Origin of the sequence: Kitasatospora sp. NPDC056273 (genome assembly GCF_042268845.1) — a bacterium.
Lineage (GTDB): Bacteria > Actinomycetota > Actinomycetes > Streptomycetales > Streptomycetaceae > Kitasatospora.
Genome location: NZ_JBHJSJ010000019.1, coordinates 131,454 through 153,918 on the forward strand (window position 1 = coordinate 131,454; position 22,465 = coordinate 153,918).

The 22,465-nt window shown below is 73.2% G+C and carries 21 protein-coding genes; 16 read left to right on the plus strand and 5 right to left on the minus strand.

The window, feature by feature from the left end:
• Positions 1-192 precede the first annotated feature (192 nt).
• Positions 193-768: a TetR/AcrR family transcriptional regulator gene (locus tag ACFCY1_RS19355; RefSeq protein ID WP_375875352.1), complete on the minus strand. Its 576-nt coding sequence runs from the start codon at positions 766-768 to the stop codon at positions 193-195.
• A gap of 256 nt (positions 769-1,024) precedes the next feature.
• On the opposite strand from ACFCY1_RS19355, the gene ACFCY1_RS19360 reads away from it, so the two are divergent.
• From ACFCY1_RS19360 to ACFCY1_RS19395, 8 genes are all read left to right on the plus strand, one after another.
• Positions 1,025-2,029, plus strand: coding sequence for an agmatine/peptidylarginine deiminase (locus ACFCY1_RS19360; RefSeq protein WP_241853060.1), 1,005 nt, complete (start codon positions 1,025-1,027; stop codon positions 2,027-2,029).
• 31 nt (positions 2,030-2,060) lie between these two features.
• Entirely contained in the window at positions 2,061-3,710 is a 1,650-nt protein-coding gene (locus tag ACFCY1_RS19365) for an ABC transporter substrate-binding protein (protein WP_375875353.1), read from the plus strand.
• Positions 3,707-4,666: an ABC transporter permease gene (locus ACFCY1_RS19370; protein ID WP_079272556.1), complete on the plus strand. Its 960-nt coding sequence runs from the start codon at positions 3,707-3,709 to the stop codon at positions 4,664-4,666. Before ACFCY1_RS19365 ends, ACFCY1_RS19370 begins: the two co-directional genes overlap by 4 nt.
• Positions 4,663-5,517, plus strand: a complete 855-nt coding sequence (locus tag ACFCY1_RS19375; RefSeq protein WP_375875354.1) for an ABC transporter permease — start codon at positions 4,663-4,665, stop codon at positions 5,515-5,517. The genes ACFCY1_RS19370 and ACFCY1_RS19375 overlap by 4 nt, the downstream gene beginning before the upstream one ends.
• 76 nt (positions 5,518-5,593) lie before the next feature.
• Positions 5,594-6,541: an ABC transporter ATP-binding protein gene (locus ACFCY1_RS19380; RefSeq protein ID WP_074004680.1), complete on the plus strand. Its 948-nt coding sequence runs from the start codon at positions 5,594-5,596 to the stop codon at positions 6,539-6,541.
• Positions 6,534-7,331 (plus strand): ABC transporter ATP-binding protein, encoded by a 798-nt coding sequence (locus ACFCY1_RS19385; RefSeq protein ID WP_049650845.1) that lies wholly within the window; start codon positions 6,534-6,536, stop codon positions 7,329-7,331. The genes ACFCY1_RS19380 and ACFCY1_RS19385 overlap by 8 nt, the downstream gene beginning before the upstream one ends.
• 122 nt (positions 7,332-7,453) lie before the next feature.
• Positions 7,454-8,377, plus strand: coding sequence for a DUF4436 family protein (locus ACFCY1_RS19390; protein WP_375875355.1), 924 nt, complete (start codon positions 7,454-7,456; stop codon positions 8,375-8,377).
• A gap of 126 nt (positions 8,378-8,503) precedes the next feature.
• Positions 8,504-9,685 carry an agmatine deiminase family protein gene (locus ACFCY1_RS19395; RefSeq protein WP_375875356.1) on the plus strand — a complete coding sequence of 394 codons (1,182 nt, stop codon included), beginning with the start codon at positions 8,504-8,506 and terminating at the stop codon, positions 9,683-9,685.
• A 23-nt stretch (positions 9,686-9,708) separates the two neighbouring features.
• On the opposite strand, the gene ACFCY1_RS19400 is transcribed toward ACFCY1_RS19395, so the two are convergent.
• On the minus strand, positions 9,709-10,365 hold the full coding sequence (locus tag ACFCY1_RS19400; RefSeq protein WP_375875357.1) for a TetR/AcrR family transcriptional regulator: 657 nt from the start codon (positions 10,363-10,365) through the stop codon (positions 9,709-9,711).
• A gap of 142 nt (positions 10,366-10,507) precedes the next feature.
• Between ACFCY1_RS19400 and ACFCY1_RS19405 the strand changes: the two genes are divergently transcribed.
• A complete protein-coding gene (locus ACFCY1_RS19405; RefSeq protein WP_375875358.1) occupies positions 10,508-11,686 on the plus strand; it encodes an agmatine deiminase family protein in 1,179 nt (392 codons plus the stop codon).
• 87 nt (positions 11,687-11,773) lie between these two features.
• Here the strand turns inward: ACFCY1_RS19405 and ACFCY1_RS19410 are convergent, their stop codons facing one another.
• From ACFCY1_RS19410 to ACFCY1_RS19420, 3 genes are all read right to left on the minus strand, one after another.
• Positions 11,774-12,937 (minus strand): agmatine/peptidylarginine deiminase, encoded by a 1,164-nt coding sequence (locus ACFCY1_RS19410; RefSeq protein ID WP_074004639.1) that lies wholly within the window; start codon positions 12,935-12,937, stop codon positions 11,774-11,776.
• Positions 12,938-12,996: 59 nt separating this feature from the next.
• Positions 12,997-14,034 carry an agmatine/peptidylarginine deiminase gene (locus ACFCY1_RS19415; protein WP_049650855.1) on the minus strand — a complete coding sequence of 346 codons (1,038 nt, stop codon included), beginning with the start codon at positions 14,032-14,034 and terminating at the stop codon, positions 12,997-12,999.
• Positions 14,035-14,263: 229 nt separating this feature from the next.
• Complete coding sequence (locus ACFCY1_RS19420; protein WP_049650856.1) at positions 14,264-14,842, minus strand: TetR/AcrR family transcriptional regulator; 579 nt, start codon at positions 14,840-14,842, stop codon at positions 14,264-14,266.
• 145 nt (positions 14,843-14,987) lie between these two features.
• Here ACFCY1_RS19420 and ACFCY1_RS19425 point away from each other — a divergent pair, with 145 nt between their 5' ends.
• The 7 genes from ACFCY1_RS19425 (at position 14,988) to ACFCY1_RS19455 (ending at position 21,912) form a co-directional block, all read left to right on the plus strand.
• Positions 14,988-15,548 (plus strand): RNA polymerase sigma factor, encoded by a 561-nt coding sequence (locus tag ACFCY1_RS19425; protein WP_375875359.1) that lies wholly within the window; start codon positions 14,988-14,990, stop codon positions 15,546-15,548.
• Positions 15,545-16,372 (plus strand): zf-HC2 domain-containing protein, encoded by an 828-nt coding sequence (locus ACFCY1_RS19430; RefSeq protein WP_375875360.1) that lies wholly within the window; start codon positions 15,545-15,547, stop codon positions 16,370-16,372. The genes ACFCY1_RS19425 and ACFCY1_RS19430 overlap by 4 nt, the downstream gene beginning before the upstream one ends.
• Before the next feature lie 41 nt (positions 16,373-16,413).
• The gene (locus tag ACFCY1_RS19435) at positions 16,414-17,223 is read left to right on the plus strand and encodes an ABC transporter ATP-binding protein (RefSeq protein ID WP_117492847.1); all 810 of its coding nucleotides are present in this window, start codon (positions 16,414-16,416) and stop codon (positions 17,221-17,223) included.
• A complete protein-coding gene (locus ACFCY1_RS19440) occupies positions 17,220-18,620 on the plus strand; it encodes a hypothetical protein (protein WP_375875361.1) in 1,401 nt (466 codons plus the stop codon). The genes ACFCY1_RS19435 and ACFCY1_RS19440 overlap by 4 nt, the downstream gene beginning before the upstream one ends.
• On the plus strand, positions 18,617-19,207 hold the full coding sequence (locus ACFCY1_RS19445; protein ID WP_074004644.1) for a hypothetical protein: 591 nt from the start codon (positions 18,617-18,619) through the stop codon (positions 19,205-19,207). The genes ACFCY1_RS19440 and ACFCY1_RS19445 overlap by 4 nt, the downstream gene beginning before the upstream one ends.
• Before the next feature lie 198 nt (positions 19,208-19,405).
• Positions 19,406-20,776 carry a (5-formylfuran-3-yl)methyl phosphate synthase gene (locus tag ACFCY1_RS19450; RefSeq protein ID WP_375875362.1) on the plus strand — a complete coding sequence of 457 codons (1,371 nt, stop codon included), beginning with the start codon at positions 19,406-19,408 and terminating at the stop codon, positions 20,774-20,776.
• Positions 20,777-20,922: 146 nt separating this feature from the next.
• Positions 20,923-21,912 (plus strand): phospholipase, encoded by a 990-nt coding sequence (locus ACFCY1_RS19455; protein WP_375875363.1) that lies wholly within the window; start codon positions 20,923-20,925, stop codon positions 21,910-21,912.
• The last annotated feature ends 553 nt before the right edge of the window (positions 21,913-22,465 follow it).

The window sequence follows — 22,465 nt, forward strand, 5'->3', positions numbered from 1 at the left end:
AGGGGGCGGCACGGGGGCCGGACGGGCCGGAAACGGGCGTACGGCACACGCGGCACGTACGGCACGTCCGGCACGTACGGCACGCACGGCGCCGCAGAGTTTAGAGGTTTTATCAGGATCGGCCGAATCGGCCCCGGCGAGGGGTGTCCGACGCGGGAGCCCGACGGGAGCGGGCCGCCCGCGGTGGCCCGGCTAGTCGCGCGCCAGCTCCGCCTCGACGGCCCCGCACAGCAGCCGGCGGGCGTGGTCGAGCGGCAGCGAGCCGCTCAGCCAGCGCACGCTCAGGCCCTCGACGAGGGCGGTGAGCCGTTCGGCGGCGGCCGCGTGCGCCGGGGCGGTGCCGCACGGATCGGCCCGGGCGAGCAGTTCGGCGATGTCGTGCACCCAGGTGTGGGTGGTCCGCGCCAGGTCCTCGCGCAGGTGCGGTTCGAAGACCGCGGTGGCTCTCAACTCGCCCCAGGCGGTGCTGTTCTCCCGGACGTCCGGGCTGTCCTGGAGTTCCCGGAGCAGCACGCGTTCGAGGTCGGCCCGGGGGCTCTCGGCGCGGGCCGGGGCGGGCTCCTCGTCGGCGGTGTAGTGGTCCGCGCGGTCGCTGATGTGCGCCAGCGTCTCCCGGAGGATCCCGGCCCGGTCGGTGAAGTGGTAGTAGATCAGCGAGGTGGACACCCTGGCCTCGGCCGCGAGTTCGTTCACGCGCAGTCCGCGTACGCCGCGCCGGGCGATCACCCGGGTCGCGGCCTTGAGTATTTCCGTCCGACGGTCCGACATGGGCGCCCACTCTACCGGGCTTCCCGGCTGGTCAGACCGGTTCCTGATGATCGTTTCAGGGATTTCCATCAGCTTTGCCTCCAAGTCTTGACTGAATTTTCAGTACGGTAGAGGATGCGGGGCAACCCCCACGCCTCCCGCATCAGCCAGGGAGCGCCCCGTAGACCCCCACCCCCTCCCGGACACCACCGACGGCCACGTCGCTGCCCGGCGCGCCGCGCCGCGCCCGGAGGGGCCCGAACAGAAGAGGTTTCCCGTGACGTACCGAATGCCCGCGGAGTGGACCGAGCACGAGGGCTGCCTGATGGCCTGGCCCGTCCGCCCGGACCTGTGGGGCGACACCCTCGACGAGGTGAAGGGCGAGTACGCGGCCGTCGCCCGCGCCATCGCGCAGTTCGAACCGGTCACCATGGTGGCGCCGCCCGGCCACGGCGAGGAGGCCCGGGCCCGGTGCGGCGAGGGCATCACCGTGGTCGAGCTGCCGACGGACGACTCCTGGTTCCGCGACTCCGCGCCGATCTTCGTCCTCGACGGGGACGGCCGCCGGGCCGGCGTGGACTTCCGCTTCAACGCCTGGGGCCGCAAGCACAGCCCCTGGGACGCCGACGACCGGATCAGCGGCCTGCTGCTGGAGCACCTCGGCACCCCGGCGATCCGCTCCGAGATGATCCTCGAGGGCGGCGCGATCACCGTCGACGGCGAGGGCACGCTGATCACCACCGAGCAGTGCCTGCTGCACCCCAACCGCAACCCGGAGATGACCCGGCAGGAGATCGAGGCCGAACTGAAGGCGCGCCTCGGCGTCACCAAGGTGGTCTGGCTGCCGTACGGCGGGGCGCTGGACACCGAGACCGACGGGCACGTGGACGGCGTCTGCGCGTTCGTCGCCCCCGGCAAGGTCGTGGTGCAGCTCCCGGCCGACCCCGCGCACCCGGACCACGCCCGGATGCGGGCCAACCGCGCCGTGCTGGAGCACTCCACGGACGCCCAGGGCCGGCCCTTCGAGATCGTCGACCTGCCGCAGGCCGCCTTCGTCGAGGTCGACGACCGCGAGGTCGAGGTCGGCTACCTGAACTTCTACCTCGCCAACGGCGGCGTCGTCGTGCCGGTCGCCGACCACCCCGAGGACGCGGGCGCCCTGGCCGTGCTCGCCGCCGCCTACCCGGACCGGAAGGTCGTCGGCGTGCGCGCCCGGGTGATCGCCTACGGCGGCGGCGGCGTCCACTGCATCACCCAGCAGATCCCGGCCGCCCACGCCTGACCCCTCGCCAGCGAACGGAGACCCCACCCTCATGACTCCCACCGCGCCCGCGAGGGGCGCCGGAGCCCGCGGCCGGCTCGTCCTCGCCACCGCCCTGCTCTCGGCGGCGGCCCTGGTCGCCGCCTGCTCCGGCCCGCCTCGCAGCGGCGCCGACCAGGCGGCGGTCCGGCTCTCCGCCGACACCCCGCCCGCCAAGGGCGAGCTCGACTCGTTCACCTGGGCCACCTACGCCGAGCCGCCCACCCTGGACTACCTCCAGGCCTTCGACTACCCGCAGAACACGGTGCTCTCGAACGTCTGCGAGAGCCTGATGCGCTGGACCCCCCAGCTCACCCTGGCCCCCGGCCTGGCCGAGAAGGCCTCCAACCCCGACCCGGCGACCTGGGTCTACGACCTGCGCTCCGGCGTCCACTTCCACGACGGCACGGTGATGACCGCCGACGACGTCGTCTACAGCCTCGGCCGGCAGATGAACCCGGACAACGCGGCGGCCTGGGCGCAGGTGTTCCAGAACGTCGAGTCCGTCACCAGGACCGGCCCGCTCCAGGTCACCGTCAAGCTCAAGCAGCCCGACTCCCAGTTCCCGCAGTACATGGCGACCGCCGCCGGCGTCGTCGCCGCCAAGGCCGGGGTGGAGGCCGCGGGCAAGGACTACGGCACCAGCGGCGGCCTCGACTGCACCGGCCCCTTCACGCTGGGCACCTGGGCCAAGGGCCAGTCGATCGAGCTCCAGCGCTTCGACGGCTACTGGGGCGCCAAGGCCAAGTCGAAGAAGGTCGTGTTCAGCTTCCTCACCGACGCGTCCGCTCGCACCAACGCGATGCTCACCGGCGACGTCGACGGCGGCTACCTGATCCCCACCGAGAGCTACGACCGGCTGAAGCGCGAGGGCCCGGGCACGCTCTACTTCGGCGAGGGCCTGAGCACCGTCAACCTCAACGTCACCAGCATGAACGGCCCGCTCGGCGACCTGCGGGTCCGCCAGGCGCTCTCGCTGGCCCTGGACCGCTCCGGCTTCGTCCGGACCGGCCTGGCCGGCGCCGGCACCGTCACCGGCTCCCTCACCACCAGGGCCGCCTGGGCCGGCGCCCCCGAGGACGTCCGGAAGGCGGCCTTCGACCACCTCACCCCCACCGCCCCGGACATCGACCGGGCCAAGGCCCTGGTCAAGGAGGCCGGCGCCGAGGGCAGGACGCTCACCGTCGCCACCAGCACCATCGGCCAGGATGTCTCGCTGCTCGCCACCGCCGTCCAGGCCGCCGGAGCGAAGATCGGCCTGAACGTCCAGCTGAAGACGATCGCCCCGAACGCCTTCACCGCGCTGTTCACCGACGCCAAGGCGCGCGAGGGCATCGACCTGTTCCCGGAGACGTACTACGACTCCGTCACCGACCCGCTCGACCTGCTCGCCAACTTCCGGACCGGCGCCTACCAGAACTACGCCGGCTTCAGCGACAAGGCCTACGACGACCTCGTCGACCAGGCCACCGCCGAGTACGACCCGGCCAGGCGCGGCGCGATCGAGGCCAGGCTCCAGCAGACCGCCTCCGAGCGGCTGCTGTGGATCCCGGTCGCCGAGTGGCCCACCTCCGTCTTCCTCAACAAGCGCGTCACCGGCGCCCCCACCACCATCTCGTACATGTACTACCCGTGGGCCGCCGACGTGGGGGCCGCCCGGTGAACTTCCTGAGATTCGCCGCCCGGCGGCTGGCCGAGATGGCCGCCACCCTGCTCGGCGCGTCCTTCGTGGTCTTCGGCGCGATGTACCTGGCACCGGGCAACCCGGCGAGCTTCCTGCTGTCCGGCCGGTCGGCCTCCCCGGCCGCCCTGCAGGCGATCAACGAGCAGTACCACCTCGACGACCCGTTCCTGGTGCGGTACTTCCGCTGGCTCGGCCAGGTGCTGCAGGGCGACTTCGGACGCTCCATCACCTACCGCACCGACGTGTCCCGGCTGCTCGCCGACCGGCTGCCCGCGACCCTGACCCTGGTGGTCATGGCCCTGCTCGTGGTCGCCGTCCTCGGCCTGGCCCTCGGCTGGATCGGCGCGGTGCGCGGCGGCGCGACCGACTCGGCGGTCCTGCTCTCCACCACGCTCGCGGTCGGCACCCCCTCCTTCGTCGCGGCCGTCCTGCTGCAGGGCCTGTTCGCGGTCAAGCTGGGCTGGTTCCCGACCAGCGGTACCGGCGACGGCTTCGGCGACCTGCTGTGGCACCTCACCCTGCCGGCGGTCGCCCTCGCGCTGTACCTGATCGGGATGCTCGCCCGGGTCACCCGCTCGGCGATGCTGGACGCCCTGGAGGGCGAGCACGTCGCCGTCGCCCGCAGCCGCGGCGTGCCCGAACGCGAGGTGATCCGCCGCCACGTGTTCCGCAACTCGCTGGGCACCGTGCTGACCACCGGCGGCCTGATCGTCTCCACCCTGCTGGTCTGCACGATCCTGGTGGAGTCCGCGTTCAGCATCGGCGGCATCGGCCAGCTCCTCGAACTGTCCACCACCACCAAGGACTTCCCCACCGTCCAGGCCATCTCGCTGCTGATCGTCGCCCTGTTCATGACCGTGAACCTGGTCGTCGACCTGCTCCACCCGCTGGTCGACCCCCGGGTCGCCCTCGGTTCGAGGAGGGCCGACGCATGAGTGTCGCCCTCACCCGCCGGCCCGGCCTCGGCCGCCTCAGGGCCGCCCGCGCCCCGCTCCACCTGGCCTGCCTCGGCCTCGTCGCCCTGGTGGTGCTGGCCGCCCTGCTCGCCCCCTGGATCGCGCCGGACGACCCGAACGCCGTCGACCTCGGCAACGCCCTCGCCGGCCCCTCGCCCGACCACCTGCTCGGTGTCGACGCCGCCGGCCGCGACACCCTCTCCCGGCTCCTGCTCGGGGCCCGCACCTCCCTGCTCGGCCCGCTCGGCGTGGTCGCCTTCTCCACCGTCGCCGGCGTCCTGGTCGGCCTGGTCGCCGGCTGGCGGGGCGGCTGGCTCGACTCCGTCCTCTCCCGCGGCACCGAACTGGTCTTCGCCTTCCCGGGCATGCTGCTCGCCATCCTGATCGTCTCGGTGTACGGGGAGGGCCTCCTCGCCCCCGTCGTCGCCCTCGCGATCGCCTACCTGCCGTACGTCTCGCGGCTGACCCGCTCCCTGGTGCTGGCCGAACGCGAACGGCCCTACGTCGCCGCGTACCAGGTCCAGGGCCACTCCGCCGCGCAGATCTGCCTGCGGCACGTCCTGCCCAACATCGCCCCGATCGTCCTGGCGCAGTCCACCATCAACTTCGGCTACGCCCTCATGGACCTCGCCGGCCTCTCCTTCCTCGGCCTCGGCGTCCCCGCGCTCACCCCCGACTGGGGGCGGATGGTCTTCGACGGCCAGACGGCGATCCAGCACGGCTACCCGCTCTCCGCGATCCTGCCGTGCGTCCTCCTCGTGCTCACCGTCGTCGCGTTCAACGTCGTCGGCGAGCGCTGGGCCGACCGCGTCGCTCGGAGGAGCCGATGAGCCGGAGAACGACGAACCGGAGAACGACGAACCGGGGGACCCGACGAACCGGCGCAGCCCCGAACCGGAGGACCGCGTGAACGCCCTCGACATCCGGGGCCTGCGGCTCCGCCTGCCCGGCACCGCCCGGCCCGTCCTCGACGGGGTCGACCTCGCCGTGGGCCCCGGGGAGACCGTGGCCCTGGTCGGCGAGTCCGGCTCCGGCAAGAGCCTCACCTCCCGCAGCGCCCTCGGCCTGCTGCCGCCCGGCGCCACCGCCGAGGGCAGCGTCCTGGTCGACGGCGAGGACGTCCTGACGATGGGCCCCGACCGGCTGCGCGCCCTGCGCACCGGCCGGGCCGCCATGGTCTTCCAGGACCCCAGGGCCGCGATCAACCCGCTGCGCCGCGTCGGCGACTTCCTCACCGAGGGCGTCCGCCTCGGCGGCCGGACGAGCCGGGAGGACGCCGAGCGGCGCGCGGTCGAACTGCTCGACGCCGTGGGCCTCGGCCCGGAACTGCTGCGCCGCTACCCCGGCCAGCTGTCCGGCGGCATGCTCCAACGCGTCATGATCGCCGCCGCGCTGATGGGCGACCCGGTCCTGCTGCTCGCCGACGAGCCCACCACCGCGCTCGACGTCACCAGCCAGGCCGAGGTGGTCGCGCTCCTCGACCGGCTGCGCCAACGCTTCGGCACCGGCCTGCTGTTCGTCACCCACGACCTCGGTCTCGCCGCCGCCATCAGCGACCGCGTCCACGTCATGTACGCCGGGCGGATCGTCGAGAGCGGCCCCGCCGAGGCGCTCTTCGCCCGGCCCCGCCACCCCTACACCGCCGCGCTGCTGGCCGCCACCCCGGGGCTGGACTCCGGGAGCGGCCGACTCGCCGCCATCGACGGCCAACCACCGGACCTGCGCGAGGAGTTGACGGGCTGCGCGTTCGCCCCCCGGTGCCCCCGGGCGACCGCCCTGTGCCGCGAGGAGACCCCGGCGCCGGGCCCGGTCGCCTGCCACCACCCGCTCGAAGGGAGCCGCGCCGATGCCTGAGGCCGTACTGGAGGTCACCGGACTGTGCCGGACCTTCGGCACCGTACGGGCGGTGGACGACGTCTCCTTCACCCTCCCGGCCGGCGGATCGCTCGGCATCGTGGGCGAGTCCGGCTCCGGCAAGACGACCACCGCCCGGATCGTCGTCGGCCTCGAACAGGCCGACGAGGGGCGGGTCGCCGTCCGGGGCCGGGCTCGCGCCGGCCGGGTGCGGGGGAGGGCCGGGCGGCTGGCCCGCGCCCGTGAGGTCCAGATGGTCTTCCAGGACCCGTACCTCTCCCTGGACCCGCGCACCAGCGTCGAGGCCGTGCTCCGCGAGACCCTGCGGCTGCACTTCCCCGGCACCGACCACGCGGCCCGGATCCGCGAACTCCTCGACCAGGTCGGCCTCGGCAGCCGGGCGGCCGACGCGCTGCCCCGGCAGCTCTCCGGCGGCCAGCGTCAACGCGTCGCCATCGCACGGGCGTTGGCCGTCCAACCGGCCGTCCTGGTGCTGGACGAGGCGGTCGCCGCGCTGGACGTCTCCGTGCAGGCGCAGGTCCTCAACCTGCTCGCCGACATCCGCGAACGGACCGGCATCGGCTACCTGTTCATCACCCACGACCTCGGCGTCGTCCGCTGCGTCACCGACGAGGTCGTCGTCATGCGCCACGGACGGATCGTCGAATCCGGCCCCACCGCCCACGTCCTGGACTCCCCGCAGCACGCCTACACCCGGCTGCTGCTGGAGTCCGTCCCCCGGCCCGGCTGGGATCCCGACCGGATCGCCGCCGCGCGCCGCGCCTTGTGAGACGGCTCCGGCCCGGCAGGTGGTGGGACCTGTCGGGCCGGAGCGACCGAGCAACACCGGCGGGCGACGCCGGGCGGCAGCGACCCTGCCGGCCCGGCGCCACCGCCGCAGGAAGGACGACCGTGCAGGTCACCACCGACGACACCAGCGCGACCGACCGGGCCGCGCACCGATCCCCCCGCCGCCGTTGGCGGTTCGCCGCTGTCCTGGCGGTGGTCGTCACCCTCTGCGGGTCGGGCATCGGGCTGTACCTCAACGAGCGCGACACCCGTGAACAGACCAGGGAGCTGGCGGTCCCCGCGACGCCCGACTGGATCGAACTGGACGTCACCGCCCAGGACGTGGACCCGACCGCCCAGCAGCTGACCCTCTACGTCACCCCCGTCCCGCACGGCAGGTTCGCCGCCGGGCCGGACTCCCAGACCTTCGCCCGCCCCGTCGAGATCACCGTCACCGGCACCCCCAGGGTGACCATCCGGGCGGCCGAGGGGGAGCCCGCGGCGTCCCAGCTCGTCCAGGTGGGGACGTACGACGGCACCAAGACGGACTACCCGTTCGACCGCTACCGCGCCGAGGCCGGCTTCACCGCCACCAGCGGGGGTGCGGCTGTGCCCGTCGGCCTGGTCCTCACCGACACCGACCCGTTCTTCGTACTGCGCCCGCAGGCCACCACCGCGAGCTCCGGTGCCGTGACCCTGGACGCGCGGATCACCCGGTCCCGCAGCACCTTCATCCTCTCCTGGTTCATGATCGCGGCCATGTGGGCCATCGCCCTGGCCGTCCTCGGCGCCGCCGAGGTGCTGTACCGCAAGCGGGAGGGGCTGGTCTGGCCCTCCCTGGGCTGGATGGCGGCGAGCCTGTTCGCCCTGATCGGCATGCGCAACGCGGCCCCCGGGGCGCCGCCGATCGGATCCCTGATCGACTACGTGGCGTTCTTCTGGGCCGAGGGCCTCATCGCCGCCAGCCTGGCCTGCACCGCCTGGTCCGGCATCCGCACCGAGCACCGGCTGCGCCGCGAGCGGGAGGCGGTGACCGAGGCGGCGTGAGCCGAGGGGCGGTGAGCGGGGGTGTGAGCGGATTCCCCCGAACGGCGGGTGCGTGCCGCGCCGGAATCTGACCTTCCGGTCAGTAGCCTGCGGAGCCGAACCCGACCCCAACCGGAACGAGGCCCCATGGCTCACCCCCGGCCGTCCCGCCGTTCACTCCTGCAGTCCGGGGCCGCGCTCGCCGCGCTGGCCCTGACCGGTGGCTGCTCCTCCGACAGCGGATCGGGGGAGCAGTCCGGTCAGAGCGGTCCGGCCTCGGGGGCGGCCGGGTCGGGGAGCCCGGCGGCCGGCGGGTGGGCCATGCCGGCCGAGTCCGGCCCGCACACCCGCACCTTCATGGCCTGGCCGGCGCTGGAGGAGGTGTGGGGCGACCAACTGCCGGGCGTCCGGCAGGACATCGCCGGGCTGGCCCAGGCGATCGCCGGCTTCGAGCCGGTCGTCCTGCTGGCCCGCCCCGACCAGGCCGACCAGGCCCGGCAGGCCTGCGGCTCCTCGGTCGAGGTGCTGGAACTGAAGGTCGACGACCTGTGGGCCCGGGACACCGGCCCGACCTTCGTCACGGGCCCGAAGGGGCTCGCCGGGGTCGACTTCAACTTCAACGGCTGGGGCGGCAAGCAGACCCACGCCAACGACGCCCTGGTCGCCCGCTACCTCCTGGACCACTACGGCATCACCCGCGTCCAGGCGCCGGTCACCGGGGAGGGCGGCGGCATCGAGGTGGACGGCGAGGGCACCCTGATGGCCACCGAGAGCTCCTGGGTCAACGACAACCGCAACCCCGGCAAGTCCCGCGACGAGATCGAGGCGAGCCTCAAGGGCCTGCTCGGCGTCGAGAAGGTGATCTGGTTCAAGGGCGTCGCCGGTCAGGACATCACCGACTGCCACGTCGACGCCCTCGCCCGCTTCGCCGAGCCGGGCACCGTGGTGCTGCACCGGCCCGCCGCCGACACCCCGCCGGACGTCTGGACCACCGCCTCCGCGCAGGCCGTCCAGGTGCTCCAGTCCGAGACCGACGCCAAGGGCCGCACGCTCACCGTGGTCGACCTGCCCGAGCCCGACGTCACCCTGATCCAGGGCGCGGGCAAGGACTTCCTCGCCACCTACATCAACTACTACGTCTGCAACGGCGGTGTCATCGTCCCGCGCTTCGGCGACCAGGCCACCGACGACCGGGCGGCCGGCATCATCGGCGACCTCCACCCGGGGCGCAAGGTCACCCAGGTCGGCATCAACCACATCGCCGCGGGCGGCGGGGGCATCCACTGCGCCACCCAGCAGCAGCCCGTCGCGCCCGGCTCCACCGGGTGACGCGGGGTCAGATGATGGGACCGTCAGGCGCCGGACGGCCGGGCGGCGGCGGAGGAGAGCGAGTCCAGCAGCGTCCGCAGCACCCGCTCGGCGTCCACCGTCCCGTCCAGTGACCCGATGGCGGCGAGCCCGTCCACGGCGGCGGCGAAGGCCTCGCCGAGCGGCACCGGGTCGGCGCCGTCGCCGCGCTCGTCCAGCAGGCAGCGGAACAGGCCGACGAAGGAGGACCGCCAGCGCGCGTACTCGGCCTCCAGGCTGGCGCGGACGCGTTCGTCGTTGAGGGCGAGCCAGTGCAGGGCCGCGTGCAGGCGGGCGAGGTCGGGGCTCTCGGGCCGGGTGAGCAGTGCCAGGACCCGCTCGGAGCGTTCGGCGTAGCCGCCGGGGCCGGAGACCGCCTCCTCCAGCGGGGTGATCCACTCGGGCCGGATGTCCTCGACCACCGCGACGATCAGGTCGGTGCGGTCCGCGAAGTGGTAGTGGCACATCCCGTGCGAGACCCCGCACAGCGCGGCCACGTTGCGGGTGGTGAACCGCCCCGCGCCGTCGCCGGCGAGCAGGGTGCGGGCCGCGGCGATCAGCCGGGCCCGGGTCTGCTCGCCCTTGGCGGAAGCGCGCGTCCGGCCGGTGCCGCCGGGGCCGGGGGCCGTACGCGGGGCTGCGCCCGTCGCCTGTGTCGCCATGGCCGCCACTGTAACGACTGCGGGGGAGCGGCAGGGGCGCATCGGCACCGATCTCTGCGCAAAGTATTGACCGAGCGCTTGGTCAGTTTTACCTTTTCGGTCAACTGCAGGACAGGCAGCGCACTTTGACAGGGAGGTAGTGATGGAGGGCAGCTTCAGATCCCATCCGGCGATCGACGGAGGGCTCGGCCGACGCCGGTTCCTGACGGCGGCCGGGCTCGCCGTCGCGGGCACCGCGCTGACCGCGGCGAGCGGTGGGCAGGCCCGGGCCGCGCAACCCCGCACCACCACCGCGGGCCCGGCCGTCGCCGCCGGCCTCCGGGTGCCGCTGGACACCGTCCGGCACACCCGCACCTGGATGGCCTGGCCGGACAGCAGCACCATCTGGCGGAACAAGCTCGGCGGTGTCCAGGCGAACATCGCCCTGATCGCGAAGACCATCGCGAAGTACGAGCCGGTGACCATGTGCGCCAACCCGGCGAGCGTCGCCAAGGCGCGCTCGATGTGCGGTTCGGCCGTCACCGTCATCGGGGACATCCCGGTCGACGACTGCTGGATGCGCGACACCGGTCCGGTCTTCCGCACCGACGGCGCCGGCGGCCTCGACACGATCGGCCTCAACTTCAACGGCTGGGGCAACCACCAGAACCCGCACGGCAACGACGCCCTGGTCGCCGGGCGCGTCGCCGCCTATCTTGGCCTGCCGTTCACCGCCGCCGGGCTGGTCGCCGAGGGCGGCGCCATCGAGACCGACGCGGCCGGCACGCTGATGGCCACCCGGAGCAGCATCCTCAACGCCAACCGCAACCCCGGCATGTCCCAGGCCGCGGTCGAGAGCGCGATGTGCGCCGCGTACGGCGCCAGCACGGTGATCTGGTTCAACGGTGTGGCCGGCCAGGACATCACCGACGACCACGTGGACGCCACCTCCCGCTTCCTCGACGCGGGGACGGCCGTGGTCCAGATGCCGCTGGCGAGCGACACCGACGCCTGGTCGAACGACGCACGGCAGCAGTACCGGATCCTGACCACCACCACCGGTGCCCAGGGCACCCCGTTCGCGGTCAGCCGGATCCAGGGGCCCGACTACAACCTGATCCGCTCGACCGACTCCAACTTCGTCGGCTCCTACGCCAACTACTACCTGTGCAACAACGCGGTGATCGCGGCGCAGTTCGGCGACACCAAGGCCGACGGCGCCGCCAGGGCGGCCCTCGCCCGGCTGTTCCCCGGCCGCACCGTCGAGCAGCTCAACATCGACTCCCTCGGGGCGGGCGGCGGCGGGATCCACTGCGTCACCCAGCAGCAGCCCGCGGTGTGAACCCGCCGGGGCCGGGTCCGGCCCGCCGACCGGACCCGGCCCCGAACGGAGGCCGGCCCGGGGTTGTCCCCGGTCCGGCCGGTCCGGTCAGCCCAGGGCGGGGATGTCGTGGGTGGCGCAGTGGATGCCGCCACCGCCGGCCGCGATCGCGTCGATCTTGACCGGCACGATCTCGCGGCCCGGGAAGTACTGCTTCATGAGCTGCTGGGCCCGGTCGTCGGCCCTGGCGTCGCCGAACTTCGGCAGGTAGACGCCCTTGGTGCCGATGTAGAAGTTCATGTACGAGGAGACGAAGGCGTCGCCGCGCCCGGTGATCTTGTCGGGATCGGGCTGCTGGAGCTCCACCACCTGGAGCTTCCGGCCGGTCGCGTCGGTGGCGTCCTTCAGGACGGAGCGGGCCTGGTCGGCCGAGCGGGACCAGACGTCCGCCGGGGTGCCGGGGAAGGCCTGGTCGAGCAGGACCACGCCGGGGGCGACGAAGCGGGTCAGGCAGTCGACGTGGGCGTCGGTGATGTCCTTGCCCTTGACGCCCGCCAGCCAGATCACCTTGGTCACGCCGAGGACCTTCTTCAGCTCGGCCTCGACCGCGTCCCGGCTCATGCCCGGGTTGCGGTTGTCGTTGACGACGGAGCTCTCGGTGACCATCAGGGTGCCCTGGCCGTCGGTCTCGAAGGAGCCGCCCTCGGCGACCAGCCGGGTCTCGATCCGCTCGACGCCGTACTTGGCCAGCACCGTCCGGGCGACCTTGGAGTCGTTGCCGCGCTGCTGCTTGCCGCCCCAGCCGTTGAAGTTGAAGTCGACGCCCTTGACCGTGCCGCCCTCCTCGACGAACACCGGCAGGGTGTCCCGGGCCCACAGGTCGTCGACCGCGATCGGGACCACCTCGACCGCCGAGCCGCAGGCCTTCCGGGCGGCGTCCGCCTGCTCGGGCCGGGCCATCAGGACGACGGGTTCGCGGGCGGCGATGGCCTGGGCCAGGCCGGCGACGTCCCGGCGGACGTCCGCGAGCTGGTCGCCCCAGACGTTCTCGGAGGCGGGCCAGGACATCACCGTGCGCAGGTGCTTGTCCCACTCGGCGCCGAAGCGGCGCACGCCGGGGGTGCCGCCGGGCCGCGTGGGCGGTACGGCGCCGTCGAGGTCCTTCAGGTCGTTGGGGTCGCAGGCGGTGAGGCCGAGGGTGAGGGCGCCGACTCCGGCGCCGACGCCGGCGAGCCTGCGGATCAGGGTGCGGCGGGACAGGGCGTTGGTCATGCGGGAACTCCAGCTGAGGGTCTGGGTGGTGGTGGAGGAGAGTGCGCGGGGCGGCCGGGCTACGGCAGCGGTTCGTGCATGGTCGAGCAGTGGATGCCGCCGCCCCCGGCCATCAGGCGGTCGACGTCGATCTGCACCACCTCACGGCCGGGGAAGGCCGCGGCGAGCGCGTCCCGGGCGGCGGCGTCCTTGTACGCGTCGCCGAACTGGGCGGTGATGACGCCCCCGTTGACGACGTGGAAGTTGAGGTAGGAGTCGACGAACTTGGAGCTGCGGGAGCGGACGGTGTCCGGGCCGTGCACCGGGACGACCTGCAGGCGGCGCCCCCGGGCGTCGGTGGCGGCGGAGAGGATCGCGAACTGCTCGCGGGCGTCCCGGGCCCAGGCGTCGTTGCGGTCGGCCGGCGGCAGCTGCACCATCACCGTGCCGGGGCGGACGAACCGGGAGGTGACGTCCACGTGGTCGTCGGTGATGTCCTGCCCCTTGATCCCGGGCAGCCAGATCATCGTGTCGGCGCCGTAGGCCTCCAGGACGGCCTCCTCGATCTCGTCCCGGCTCATGCCGCGGTTGCGGTTCTTGTTCACCAGGCTGCTCTCGGTGGCCATCACGGTGCCGTCGCCGTCGGTCTCGATCGCGCCGCCCTCGCCGACGAAGTCCGCGAAGGTGTGGCGCAGGCCGCGGCGGGTGGCGACGAGCTCGGCGACCCGGGCGTCGTCGTGGTGCACCTGCTTGTTGCCCCAGCCGTTGAAGTTGAGGACCACGGCGTCCAGACCGCCGTACCCGTCCCGGCGGAACACCGGCGCGGTGTCGCGCATCCACAGGTCGTCGGTGGGGATCGCGGTGATCACCTCCACTCCGGAGCCGCACCAGGACTGGGCCTTGCCCGCCGTCCAGTCGTCGGGGGCGCACATCACCACCGGCTCGAACTCGGCGATCGTGCGGGCGATCAGGGCGATGTCCTCCTGGACGCCGCCCAGCCGCAGTCCCCACACGCCCCGGCGGGAGGGCCAGGACATCCAGGTCCGCGCGTGCGGGACATCGTCCGCCGGCACCCAGGGGTAGGGCTCGGTGGAGCGGTCATCGCGGTAGTGGGTCATGAGGGCCTCCAGATCGTGCGACGGTGCCGGGAGGGGTGCCGGGGGGCCGCCGACTCCACTCTTCGCGCCGCGACGGGGCGGCGCACGGTGGGGACGGACGGGCGGCAGCACCCTGCCGCGGGTTCAGGCTCGCACTGACTGAAAAGTCAGTCAAACTCGCGGTCATGCCCTAACGCATCCTTGACGGGCTCCGTGCGCAGAGTGAGGCCCCCCGTGCGGTCCGTACGGATCAGGACCCGAGCCGGGCCACCTCGGCGTCGACCGCGTCGGCCATGAGCGTGCGGGCGTGCGCCAGCGGCAGGCTGCCGCTCAGCCAGCGCGTGCTCAGCCCCTCCAGCAGCGCGGTCAGCCGCTCCGCCGCCCCGGCCAGCGCGACCGCCGAGGACATCGGCCGTACGGTGCCGAGCAGTTCGGCGACCTCCTGCACCCAGATCCGGGTGGCCCGCGCCAGGTCCTCGCGCAGCGTCTCGTCGAACACCGCGCTCGCCCGCAGCTCGCCCCAGGCGGTGCTGTTCTCCCGCACCTCGGCGGTGTCCTGGAGCTCCAGCAGCAGGGTCTGCTCCAGCTCCTCGCGGGGCGTCAGCGGCGGGGCGTCCTCGGCGCGCTCGGTCGTGTACCGCTCCGCCCGGTCGTTGATGAACTCCATCGTCTGCCGGAGGATCCCCGTCCGGTCCTTGAAGTGGTAGTAGATCAGCGCGGTGGACACACCCGCCTCGGCGGCGAGCTCCTCCACCCGCAGCCCGCGCACCCCGCGTCGCGCGATCACCCGCGCCGCTGCTTCCAAGATCGACGTTTTACGACTGGCCACGATCCACCACCTTACCCGGGCGCGGGCGCCGGCCCCGTGCGGTTGCTGAAAGGCCGGTCAGCGGAGGCCGGCCGATTCCCCCTCGGATGTGACGCAGGTCACCTCCGGGGAAGAACCTGCACGCCGCATCGGGCGTCTGGCTGGTGTGAGATCACGCAGGAGAACACTGGACGACCTGGACGAGGAACGCCTCCTCCGGCTGGTGGCCAAGGGCGACCGCGGGGCCTTCGACGAGCTGTACCGGCGGACGTCGCCCTGGCTCGCCGTACGGCTGCGCCGCCGCTGCGCGGACGAGCAGATCGTCGCCGAAGTCATGCAGGAGACCTACCTCGCGGTCTGGCGCGCCGCCGGCGCGTTCGCCGGCAGCGCGGTCGGCGGGACGGCCGTCGGATGGCTGTGGACGATCGCGGCACGCCGCCTCGTCGACGCGTTCCGGCGCCGGGCCCACCACGCCGAACCGCCGGTCGCCGCCGCCGAGCGCGCGGTGATGCCCGCGGCGGAGGAGGAGGCGCTCGCCGGCACCGTCGGCGGCGACGTCGGGGACGCCCTGCGCCGGCTGGCGCCGGAACTCCGAGAGGTACTGCAGGCCACGGTGCTCGACGGGCTCTCCGTCCGGGAGACCGCCGTCCTGCTCAGACTGCCCGAAGGCACGGTCAAGACCCGTGCCCGTCGGGCCCGGATCGCGATGCGGGAGGCGCTGGCATGAGTGGGGAACACGCGACCAGGCAGTTGATCGACGACTACGCACGTGGCGTCACGACGATGGCGGCGGACACGGTCTGGGCGCTGGAGGCCCACCTGGAGACGTGCGCGCCCTGCCGGAGCCTGCTGGCGGCCTCCGTCGCCACCGGGGCACCCGACATCGCCGCGCTCGTCGACACCGTCCGGGCCGGCCTGGAACCGCGGTTGGGCGCGGTGGGCGCGGTGCCCCCGCGGTGGCGCCGGCCGAGGTGGGTGTCGTCCTGGCTGACGCCGGCCATGACCCCGTGGCTGGCCATGACCGCCGTCGTCACCCTGGTGGCGCTGCTGCTCGACGCGGCCGCGCCGGCGGAGGTCTTCGGCAGCTCCTCACCGGTCTCGCTGATCGCGCCGGTGCTGCCGCTGTGCGGCGTCGCCGCGTCCTGGTCCAGCGGCCTGGACCCGGCCCACGAACTCACCGCCTCCACCGCCCGGGCCGGCCTGCCCCTGCTGCTCAGGCGCACCACCTCGGTCCTCGTGGTGGTCCTGCCCGTCCTCCTGCTGGGGGGATGGCTGACCGGGAGCACGACGGCCGCGCAGTGGCTGCTGCCCTCCCTGGCCTTCACCTCCACCGCCCTGGCACTGGGCAGCGTGGTCGGGGTGACCCGCGCCGCCCTTGGGCTGGCGGCCGGGTGGGGCCTCGTCGTCGTGGCCCCCACCTCGATCACCGGCCGGGTCCCCGCCTTCCTCCAACTGGCCCTGCAACGCGACCAGTTGCCCGTCTGGGGACTGCTCCTCGCGCTCGGCGTCTGCGCCGTGATCGCCCGCCGGGACACGTACTCGACGCTGTGAAACCCATGTCCACCCTGTCCACCCTCGAAAGGGACCATCGCATGACGCATACGGCGAGCGCGGCCGACACCGCGCCGAAGACCTACCCCTGGGAGATCCGGGCCAGCGGCCTGAAGGTCCGCGTCGGACGGAGCAAGATGGCCGTCGACGGCCTCGACCTCTCGCTGGGCATCGGTGCCCACGGCCTCCTCGGGCCCAACGGAGCGGGCAAGACCACCCTGATCCGGACGCTGGCCACGGTGCTGCGCCCCACCGAGGGCGAGCTGGAGATGCTCGGCACCTCCCTCGGCAGGGTGGGCGACCACCGGGCCCTGCGCCGCCGCATCGGCTACCTGCCGCAGGACTTCGGCTACTACAAGCGGTTCACCGTACGCGAGTTCGTCGAGTACATGGCCTGGCTGAAGGAGGTCCCGAAGCGGGACGTCCCCGACGCCGTCCAGCGCGCCGTGGAACGGGTGGGCCTGGCGGACCGCGCCGACCACCGGATGAAGACCCTGTCCGGCGGCATGGTGCGGCGGGCCGGCATCGCCCAGGCCATCGTCAACTCCCCGGCGGTGCTGCTGCTGGACGAGCCGACGGCCGGCCTCGACCCGGCCCAGCGGCTGCGCTTCCGCGAACTGCTGACCGACCTGGGCCGCGACACCTGCGTGGTCGTCTCCACCCACCTGGTCGAGGACGTCGCGGCCGCCTGCTCCGACGTGGTGCTCTTCGCCGACGGCCGCCTCGTCTTCCAGGGCACGCCGGACGAGCTGGGCGCGGCGGGCAGCGCCGAGCACCCCGGCGACAGCCCCCTGGAGCGCGGCTACTCGGCGCTGCTCCGCACCTCCGGCCAGCAGGGGAGCGCCTGGTGAACGCACGCGTGCTGCGAACCGAGCTGAAGCGCTCGGCCGCCCCCTGGGCCGGAGCCGTCGTCCTGGGCGGCAGCCTGGCGGTCTTCCTCCCGTTCGACGCGTTCTGGTGGCACGGCACCGCGGGGTGGACGGCCCAGTGGACCACCATGGCGTTCTGGACCCGGTCCCTGCTGACCTTCTGGTGGCCCTTCGTGATCGGCGTCGGGGCGGTGTACGGGCTGCGCGAACCCCGCTCGCGGATGACCGAGCTGCTGACGACCACGCCACTGCCGGCCTGGCGCCGTGCGGCGCTGCCGGCCGGTGCGATCGGGCTCGCGCTGGCGGCGGGCTTCGGCCTGCTGGTCCTGGTGGGCGGAGTCCAGGTGGCGTCCGGTCCGACCACCTACACCCCCCTCGGCTGGCTGCCGATCTCGCTGGTGGCGGTACTGGCCCTGGTCGCGGGCGCCGTGTTCGGCATGGGCGTCGCGCGGGCGCTGCCCTCCGTCCTCACCCCGCCGGCCCTGGTGGTGATCGTCTTCGTGGGGACGGGCCTGTTCCTGCGGATGAACAACGAAGGGGCGGTACCGACGGGCCGGGTGGCGAACCGGTTCGCCCTGCTGTCCCCGGCGACCCCGGAGCCGCGGCAGATGCTGCTGACCCTGGCCGGCTCCGTCCACCTCGGCCAGACGCTCTGGCTGCTCGGCCTGCTCGCCACCGGCGTCGCGCTGCTGGCGGCCGCGACCCGGCGGGCCCGGCTGCTCGCGGTGACTCCCGCCCTGGCCGGCCTGACCCTGGCCCTGCTGGTCCTCCCGTCCGCCGCGCGCGACGTCTACGTCGTCGACAAGGCCGCCGCGGCGCTGGTGTGCGACGGGCCGGTGTGCGTGACCCAGGCGAGCCGTTCCCACCTGGCCGAGCTCACCCAGCGCAGCAAGGACGCGCTGCGCGTGCTGCACGAGGTCCTGGGTGACCGGGCGCCGACCTCGGTGCGGGAGGACACCGCGCTGCACGAGCTCGCCGAGGCGCGCGAACTCTCCGCGGACGTGCTGCTGGTCGACTTCAGCGAGCGGCTGCTCGCCGACGCGACGGGCGAGCAGCTGACCCGCGCGCTGATCGCCAAGGGCCTGGCACCGAGCTGCTACCCGGACAACGACAAGGAGGGCGGCGGGCACGTCGCCATCCCCGCCCAGAGCATCGCCGTGAGTTGGGCGCTCCACGACCCCCAGCTCCAACCGCTGGCGCCGAAGGGCACCACCGCGTACGAGGTCGAGACCTGGGCGGCGGCCGACACCGCGTGGCAGAAGCTGACGGCACTGCCGCCGGCGGAGCAGCGCTCGCGGATCGTCGCGCTGCACGCCGCCTCCCTGTCCTGCGCGCGGCAGGACCAGATTCCGGTGCTGGCCGGGGAGGTGCCGCAGTGAGGTGGCTGACGCTGTACGCGCGTTCACGGCAGGTGCCCACGTCGGCGGCCGCGGTCGCGCTCACCGCCCTGGTGGTGTGGGCCTTCAACCGGGGCGGCGGCACGGGCGCGGTGGAGGCGGACGCGATCAACCCGATCGTGTACTTCGTGCTCGCCGCGGGCGTGGCGGCCGGCTCCGTCGGGCTCGGCGGGCAGGACTCCGCACTGGACCGGACGGCCGCGATCCGGTGGGCGCCCCGCCGGGCGGCGCACGCGCTGCTGATCGGCGTGGTCGTGGGCGCCGCGGTGCTGGCGGTGCAGGCCGCGGGGCCGAGGTTCGCCCCCACCGAGGTCGTCCTCCGGGACACCGCGGGCCTGGCCGGCCTGGCCGCGCTCGGGGCGGTGCTCTGCGGAGCGCACCTCGCCTGGATCCTGCCGATCGGCTGGCTCGGCTTCACCATCCTCGTCCCCCCGCTGCCGCCCACCACCGTGGGGAAGGCGATCGGCTGGATGACCTGTCCGGCCGGGACGGGGGTGTCCACCTGGACCGCGGTGGCCCTGCTGGTGACCGGTGGCGCGCTGTACGCCGTGGCCGGCCCGCGACGGTGACGGGCCCGTGGGCGCCGACGGAGCATCCGGAGGCGCCCGCGGACCGGCCGCGTGCCGGGGCGGCATCGCCGCCTGGCCACCCTGCTGTCAAGTGATCTCACTCCTTCGAGTGAGGATCGGTCGCCGATCGGTCGATGGGGCACCTCTTACGGTCAAGACTGACCCCCGAACGAACAGTCAGTTCTCGGAGGGGGAACGGTGTCGACCATCGGAATGCCCGGCATACCCGGCGAGGTCGGGGCGGATCGACGGCTGCTGGTCAGCGTCTTCGACCCGCAGGAGGCGCGGGAGGCGGTCCTCGGCGGCGCGCGGATCATCGACAGCGAGGACCCGCGCAGCGCGCTCGGCACGATCAAACCGCGCCGGATCATGGACATCGCGGACGCGGTGCTGGCCGCCCGGCGGGACCTCCCGGTCCAGCTGAGCACCAACATCGGCGAGGACCAGCTGCTGTACCGGCGCGCGGAGAACGGTCTGGCCCTGCCCAAGTCGGCGTACGAGCAGGTCGGCAAGGCGGCCCAGGCCGCCCTCGGCGTCGCCCTGGCGATGGGCACCCGGGTGCATCCCTGCGGGATCGTCAAGGTCGGCCTGGACGGCATGCGGACCGGTGAACTGGCCGACGTGCTCGGCGAGATCACGGCGACGCTGCGCCGGACCGACCGGCTGTCGCACACCCGGGTGATGTCCGTCCTGTTCGCCCAGGACCTCGACCTGTGGGACGCCCGCAAGACGCTTCCGCAGGTGCGGCGCGCCCTGGTGGGCCTGCGGGAGTACTACCCGTGCGAGCCGTCCACGCCCGGGGCGTTCGACCTCGCCGAGTACGCGGACGCACTGCTCGACCCGCACGGCGAGCCGCTGTTCGGCGGCCGGCGGCCGGAGCCGGCCGAGCTGAGGGCCTCCGGCGCCCTGCCGACGGGCACGACCGGCGGTTTCGTGGCCGTCAACGAGCCGTTCTCCCACGCGGGTTACGGTCTCACGACGGGCCGTCGCACCGATCGGGAGGCGATCCGCGCGATGGTCGAGGCCAGCGCGGCGGCCGGCGCCGACGCGATCATGGTGGACACCAGCATCCTGCTGAAGGTCGCCCGGATCGGACTGGTCTCCACCGCCGGCAGCCCGGAGCTCGCCGACCTCGACCGCCACGACACCGACCGGCACGGTCTGGCCAGGGCCGGCATCCTCTCGCTGGAGGAGATCCGGTTCCTCGTGGAGCTGTGCCACGCTCACGGCCTGGAGGCGAACCTGGCCGGTTCGGTGCAGAGCCACCACGCCCAGCAGGTCTGGCGGCTCGTCCCGGAGCTCGACCAGCTCTCCGCCCGCGGTGGCGTCAGCGCCCTGGCCCGCGACCCGTACGGCGGCACCGGCCGTGGTACCCGGCACGAGCGGACCGTGCGCCGCGCCCTGGTGGGCGGCCTGGTCCCGCCCGAGCAGGGCGGCCGGCTGGTGCTGCCGCGGCGGATGACGGAGCAGCCCGGGGCGCTCGACGACCTGGCGGGCCTGCTCAAGCGCCACCCCGACCTCGCCGCGTACTCCTCCGACGCCTACGGGGTGCTGGCGCCGCTCGGCTGAGCGGTGGCGCCCGCGAGACCGCAGGTATCGCTCATTCACCGTACGGCGACGCGGAGTCGGTGATATCGGTTGTCCGAGTACGTCCGAGTAGATCCGAGCACGCCTGAGTACGGACGACTTCGAGCACCAGCGAGAAGGAGCACCTCTTGACCACTCACCACAGGCGCGGTGCCCACCTGCGGACGCTGTCGGCCCTGACGGCGGCGCTGTCCGGGGCCGTCGGCGTCACCGCGCTCGGCACCACCCCGGCGGCCGCCGCCGACCAGCGTCACCCGATCTACGCCATCGCGCACCGGGTCGACACCCTGGACGGCGTGGACGCCGCGATCAACCACGGCGCCAACGCCATCGAGATCGACGTCTGCGCCTGGTGGAACCCGAACGAGTGGCGCGCCTACCACGACTGTTCCTCGGCCGGCGAGAACCGGCTCGGCCCCAGCTTCGACAGCATGCTCGACCGCATCCTCTCCAACGCCAACGCGGGCCGCCGGCTGTCGCTGGTCTGGCTGGACATCAAGGACCCCAACTACTGCGGCGAGGAGCCGAACCGCACCTGCAGCGTCGCCGGACTGCGCGACAAGGCCCAGCGGCTGACGGCCGCTGGCATCCAGGTGCTCTACGGCTTCTACGAGTACCACGGCGGCAGCACCCCGGACGTCGGCGGCCGGGGCTGGAAGAGCCTGGAGGGCAGGCTCGGCCCGCTGGAGGGCATCACCACGACCGGCACCCGCGACCAGGTGAACAGCGCCTTCAACCGGTCCGGCTCCGGCTTCCCGGCCGGCCGCCGGGCGATGGACTACGGCGACAGCGACATCACCAAGGGCTTCGGCAACTGCACGGAGGCCACCTACAACACCTGCGCGGAACTGAAGAAGGGAGCAGCCGACCGGTCCGCCGGACGGCTCGCGGCCACCCTGTCCTGGACGACCACCTACAACGACCCGTGGTACGTCGACAAGCTCCTCGGCGACGCCCAGGTGGACGGCATCATCGCCGGCTACGGCGCCTTCACCGGGGTGCGCGAGTACGACAACGGCTGGCAGTGCGCCAACGCCGTCAACCTCGTCCGGGACTGGGTGAACCGCCACAGCGGGACCCACCGCATGGCCACCAGCGGCGACCGCCTGTTCAGGTAGGCGACCGTTCGTCGCGGGTAGGGGGCCCGGCCTCTCTCCTGCGGGCGCCGACCCGGAGCCCGCGGGAGAGAGGGGAGAAGGAGGGGACCGGGGCCGTCCGGACAGGGCATTTGTCTCGGGCGCCGGGGAGGGGTAGGGTCTCCCAGTCGCTCGACTGGGAGCACCGGACACGTGTCAACGCGGACGGTCCCGGGGCGGCCAATCCTCTGAACCAACACTTCCCGGCTCGGGCTGGGGCGAATCTGTCATGCGCAGGTGCGGCCCAGTCTGTATATGGCGTGTTCGTTTTATCGGATTGCGGCCGGATTCGCTTTTCGAAGTGGAGGTCGGCTAGTGTTTGAAACGTCGGACGGGGCGCCAAGCGCTGGAAGACAACAGCGAGTCGGAAGCAGAAAGCGCCGGTAAACGGAGCGGAAAGCATCTGGTAAGCTGGAAACACGAAAGAACGAAGCCCGGATGGTCCGCTGGAAGGCGGTCCGAAGGAAGCGTCCGTTCCTTGAGAACTCAACAGCGTGCCAAAAGTCAACGCCAGATATGTTGACATCCCCGGCCT

Bases quoted from the DNA above. Each gene is read 5' to 3' on its own strand.
- ACFCY1_RS19355 (WP_375875352.1), bottom strand. From the start codon at position 768: ATGTCGGACCGTCGGACGGAAATACTCAAGGCCGCGACCCGGGTGATC.
- ACFCY1_RS19365 (WP_375875353.1), top strand. From the start codon at position 2,061: ATGACTCCCACCGCGCCCGCGAGGGGCGCCGGAGCCCGCGGCCGGCTC.
- ACFCY1_RS19375 (WP_375875354.1), top strand. From the start codon at position 4,663: ATGAGTGTCGCCCTCACCCGCCGGCCCGGCCTCGGCCGCCTCAGGGCC.
- ACFCY1_RS19385 (WP_049650845.1), top strand. From the start codon at position 6,534: ATGCCTGAGGCCGTACTGGAGGTCACCGGACTGTGCCGGACCTTCGGC.
- ACFCY1_RS19395 (WP_375875356.1), top strand. From the start codon at position 8,504: ATGGCTCACCCCCGGCCGTCCCGCCGTTCACTCCTGCAGTCCGGGGCC.
- ACFCY1_RS19400 (WP_375875357.1), bottom strand. From the start codon at position 10,365: ATGGCGACACAGGCGACGGGCGCAGCCCCGCGTACGGCCCCCGGCCCC.
- ACFCY1_RS19405 (WP_375875358.1), top strand. From the start codon at position 10,508: ATGGAGGGCAGCTTCAGATCCCATCCGGCGATCGACGGAGGGCTCGGC.
- ACFCY1_RS19410 (WP_074004639.1), bottom strand. From the start codon at position 12,937: ATGACCAACGCCCTGTCCCGCCGCACCCTGATCCGCAGGCTCGCCGGC.
- ACFCY1_RS19415 (WP_049650855.1), bottom strand. From the start codon at position 14,034: ATGACCCACTACCGCGATGACCGCTCCACCGAGCCCTACCCCTGGGTG.
- ACFCY1_RS19430 (WP_375875360.1), top strand. From the start codon at position 15,545: ATGAGTGGGGAACACGCGACCAGGCAGTTGATCGACGACTACGCACGT.
- ACFCY1_RS19435 (WP_117492847.1), top strand. From the start codon at position 16,414: ATGACGCATACGGCGAGCGCGGCCGACACCGCGCCGAAGACCTACCCC.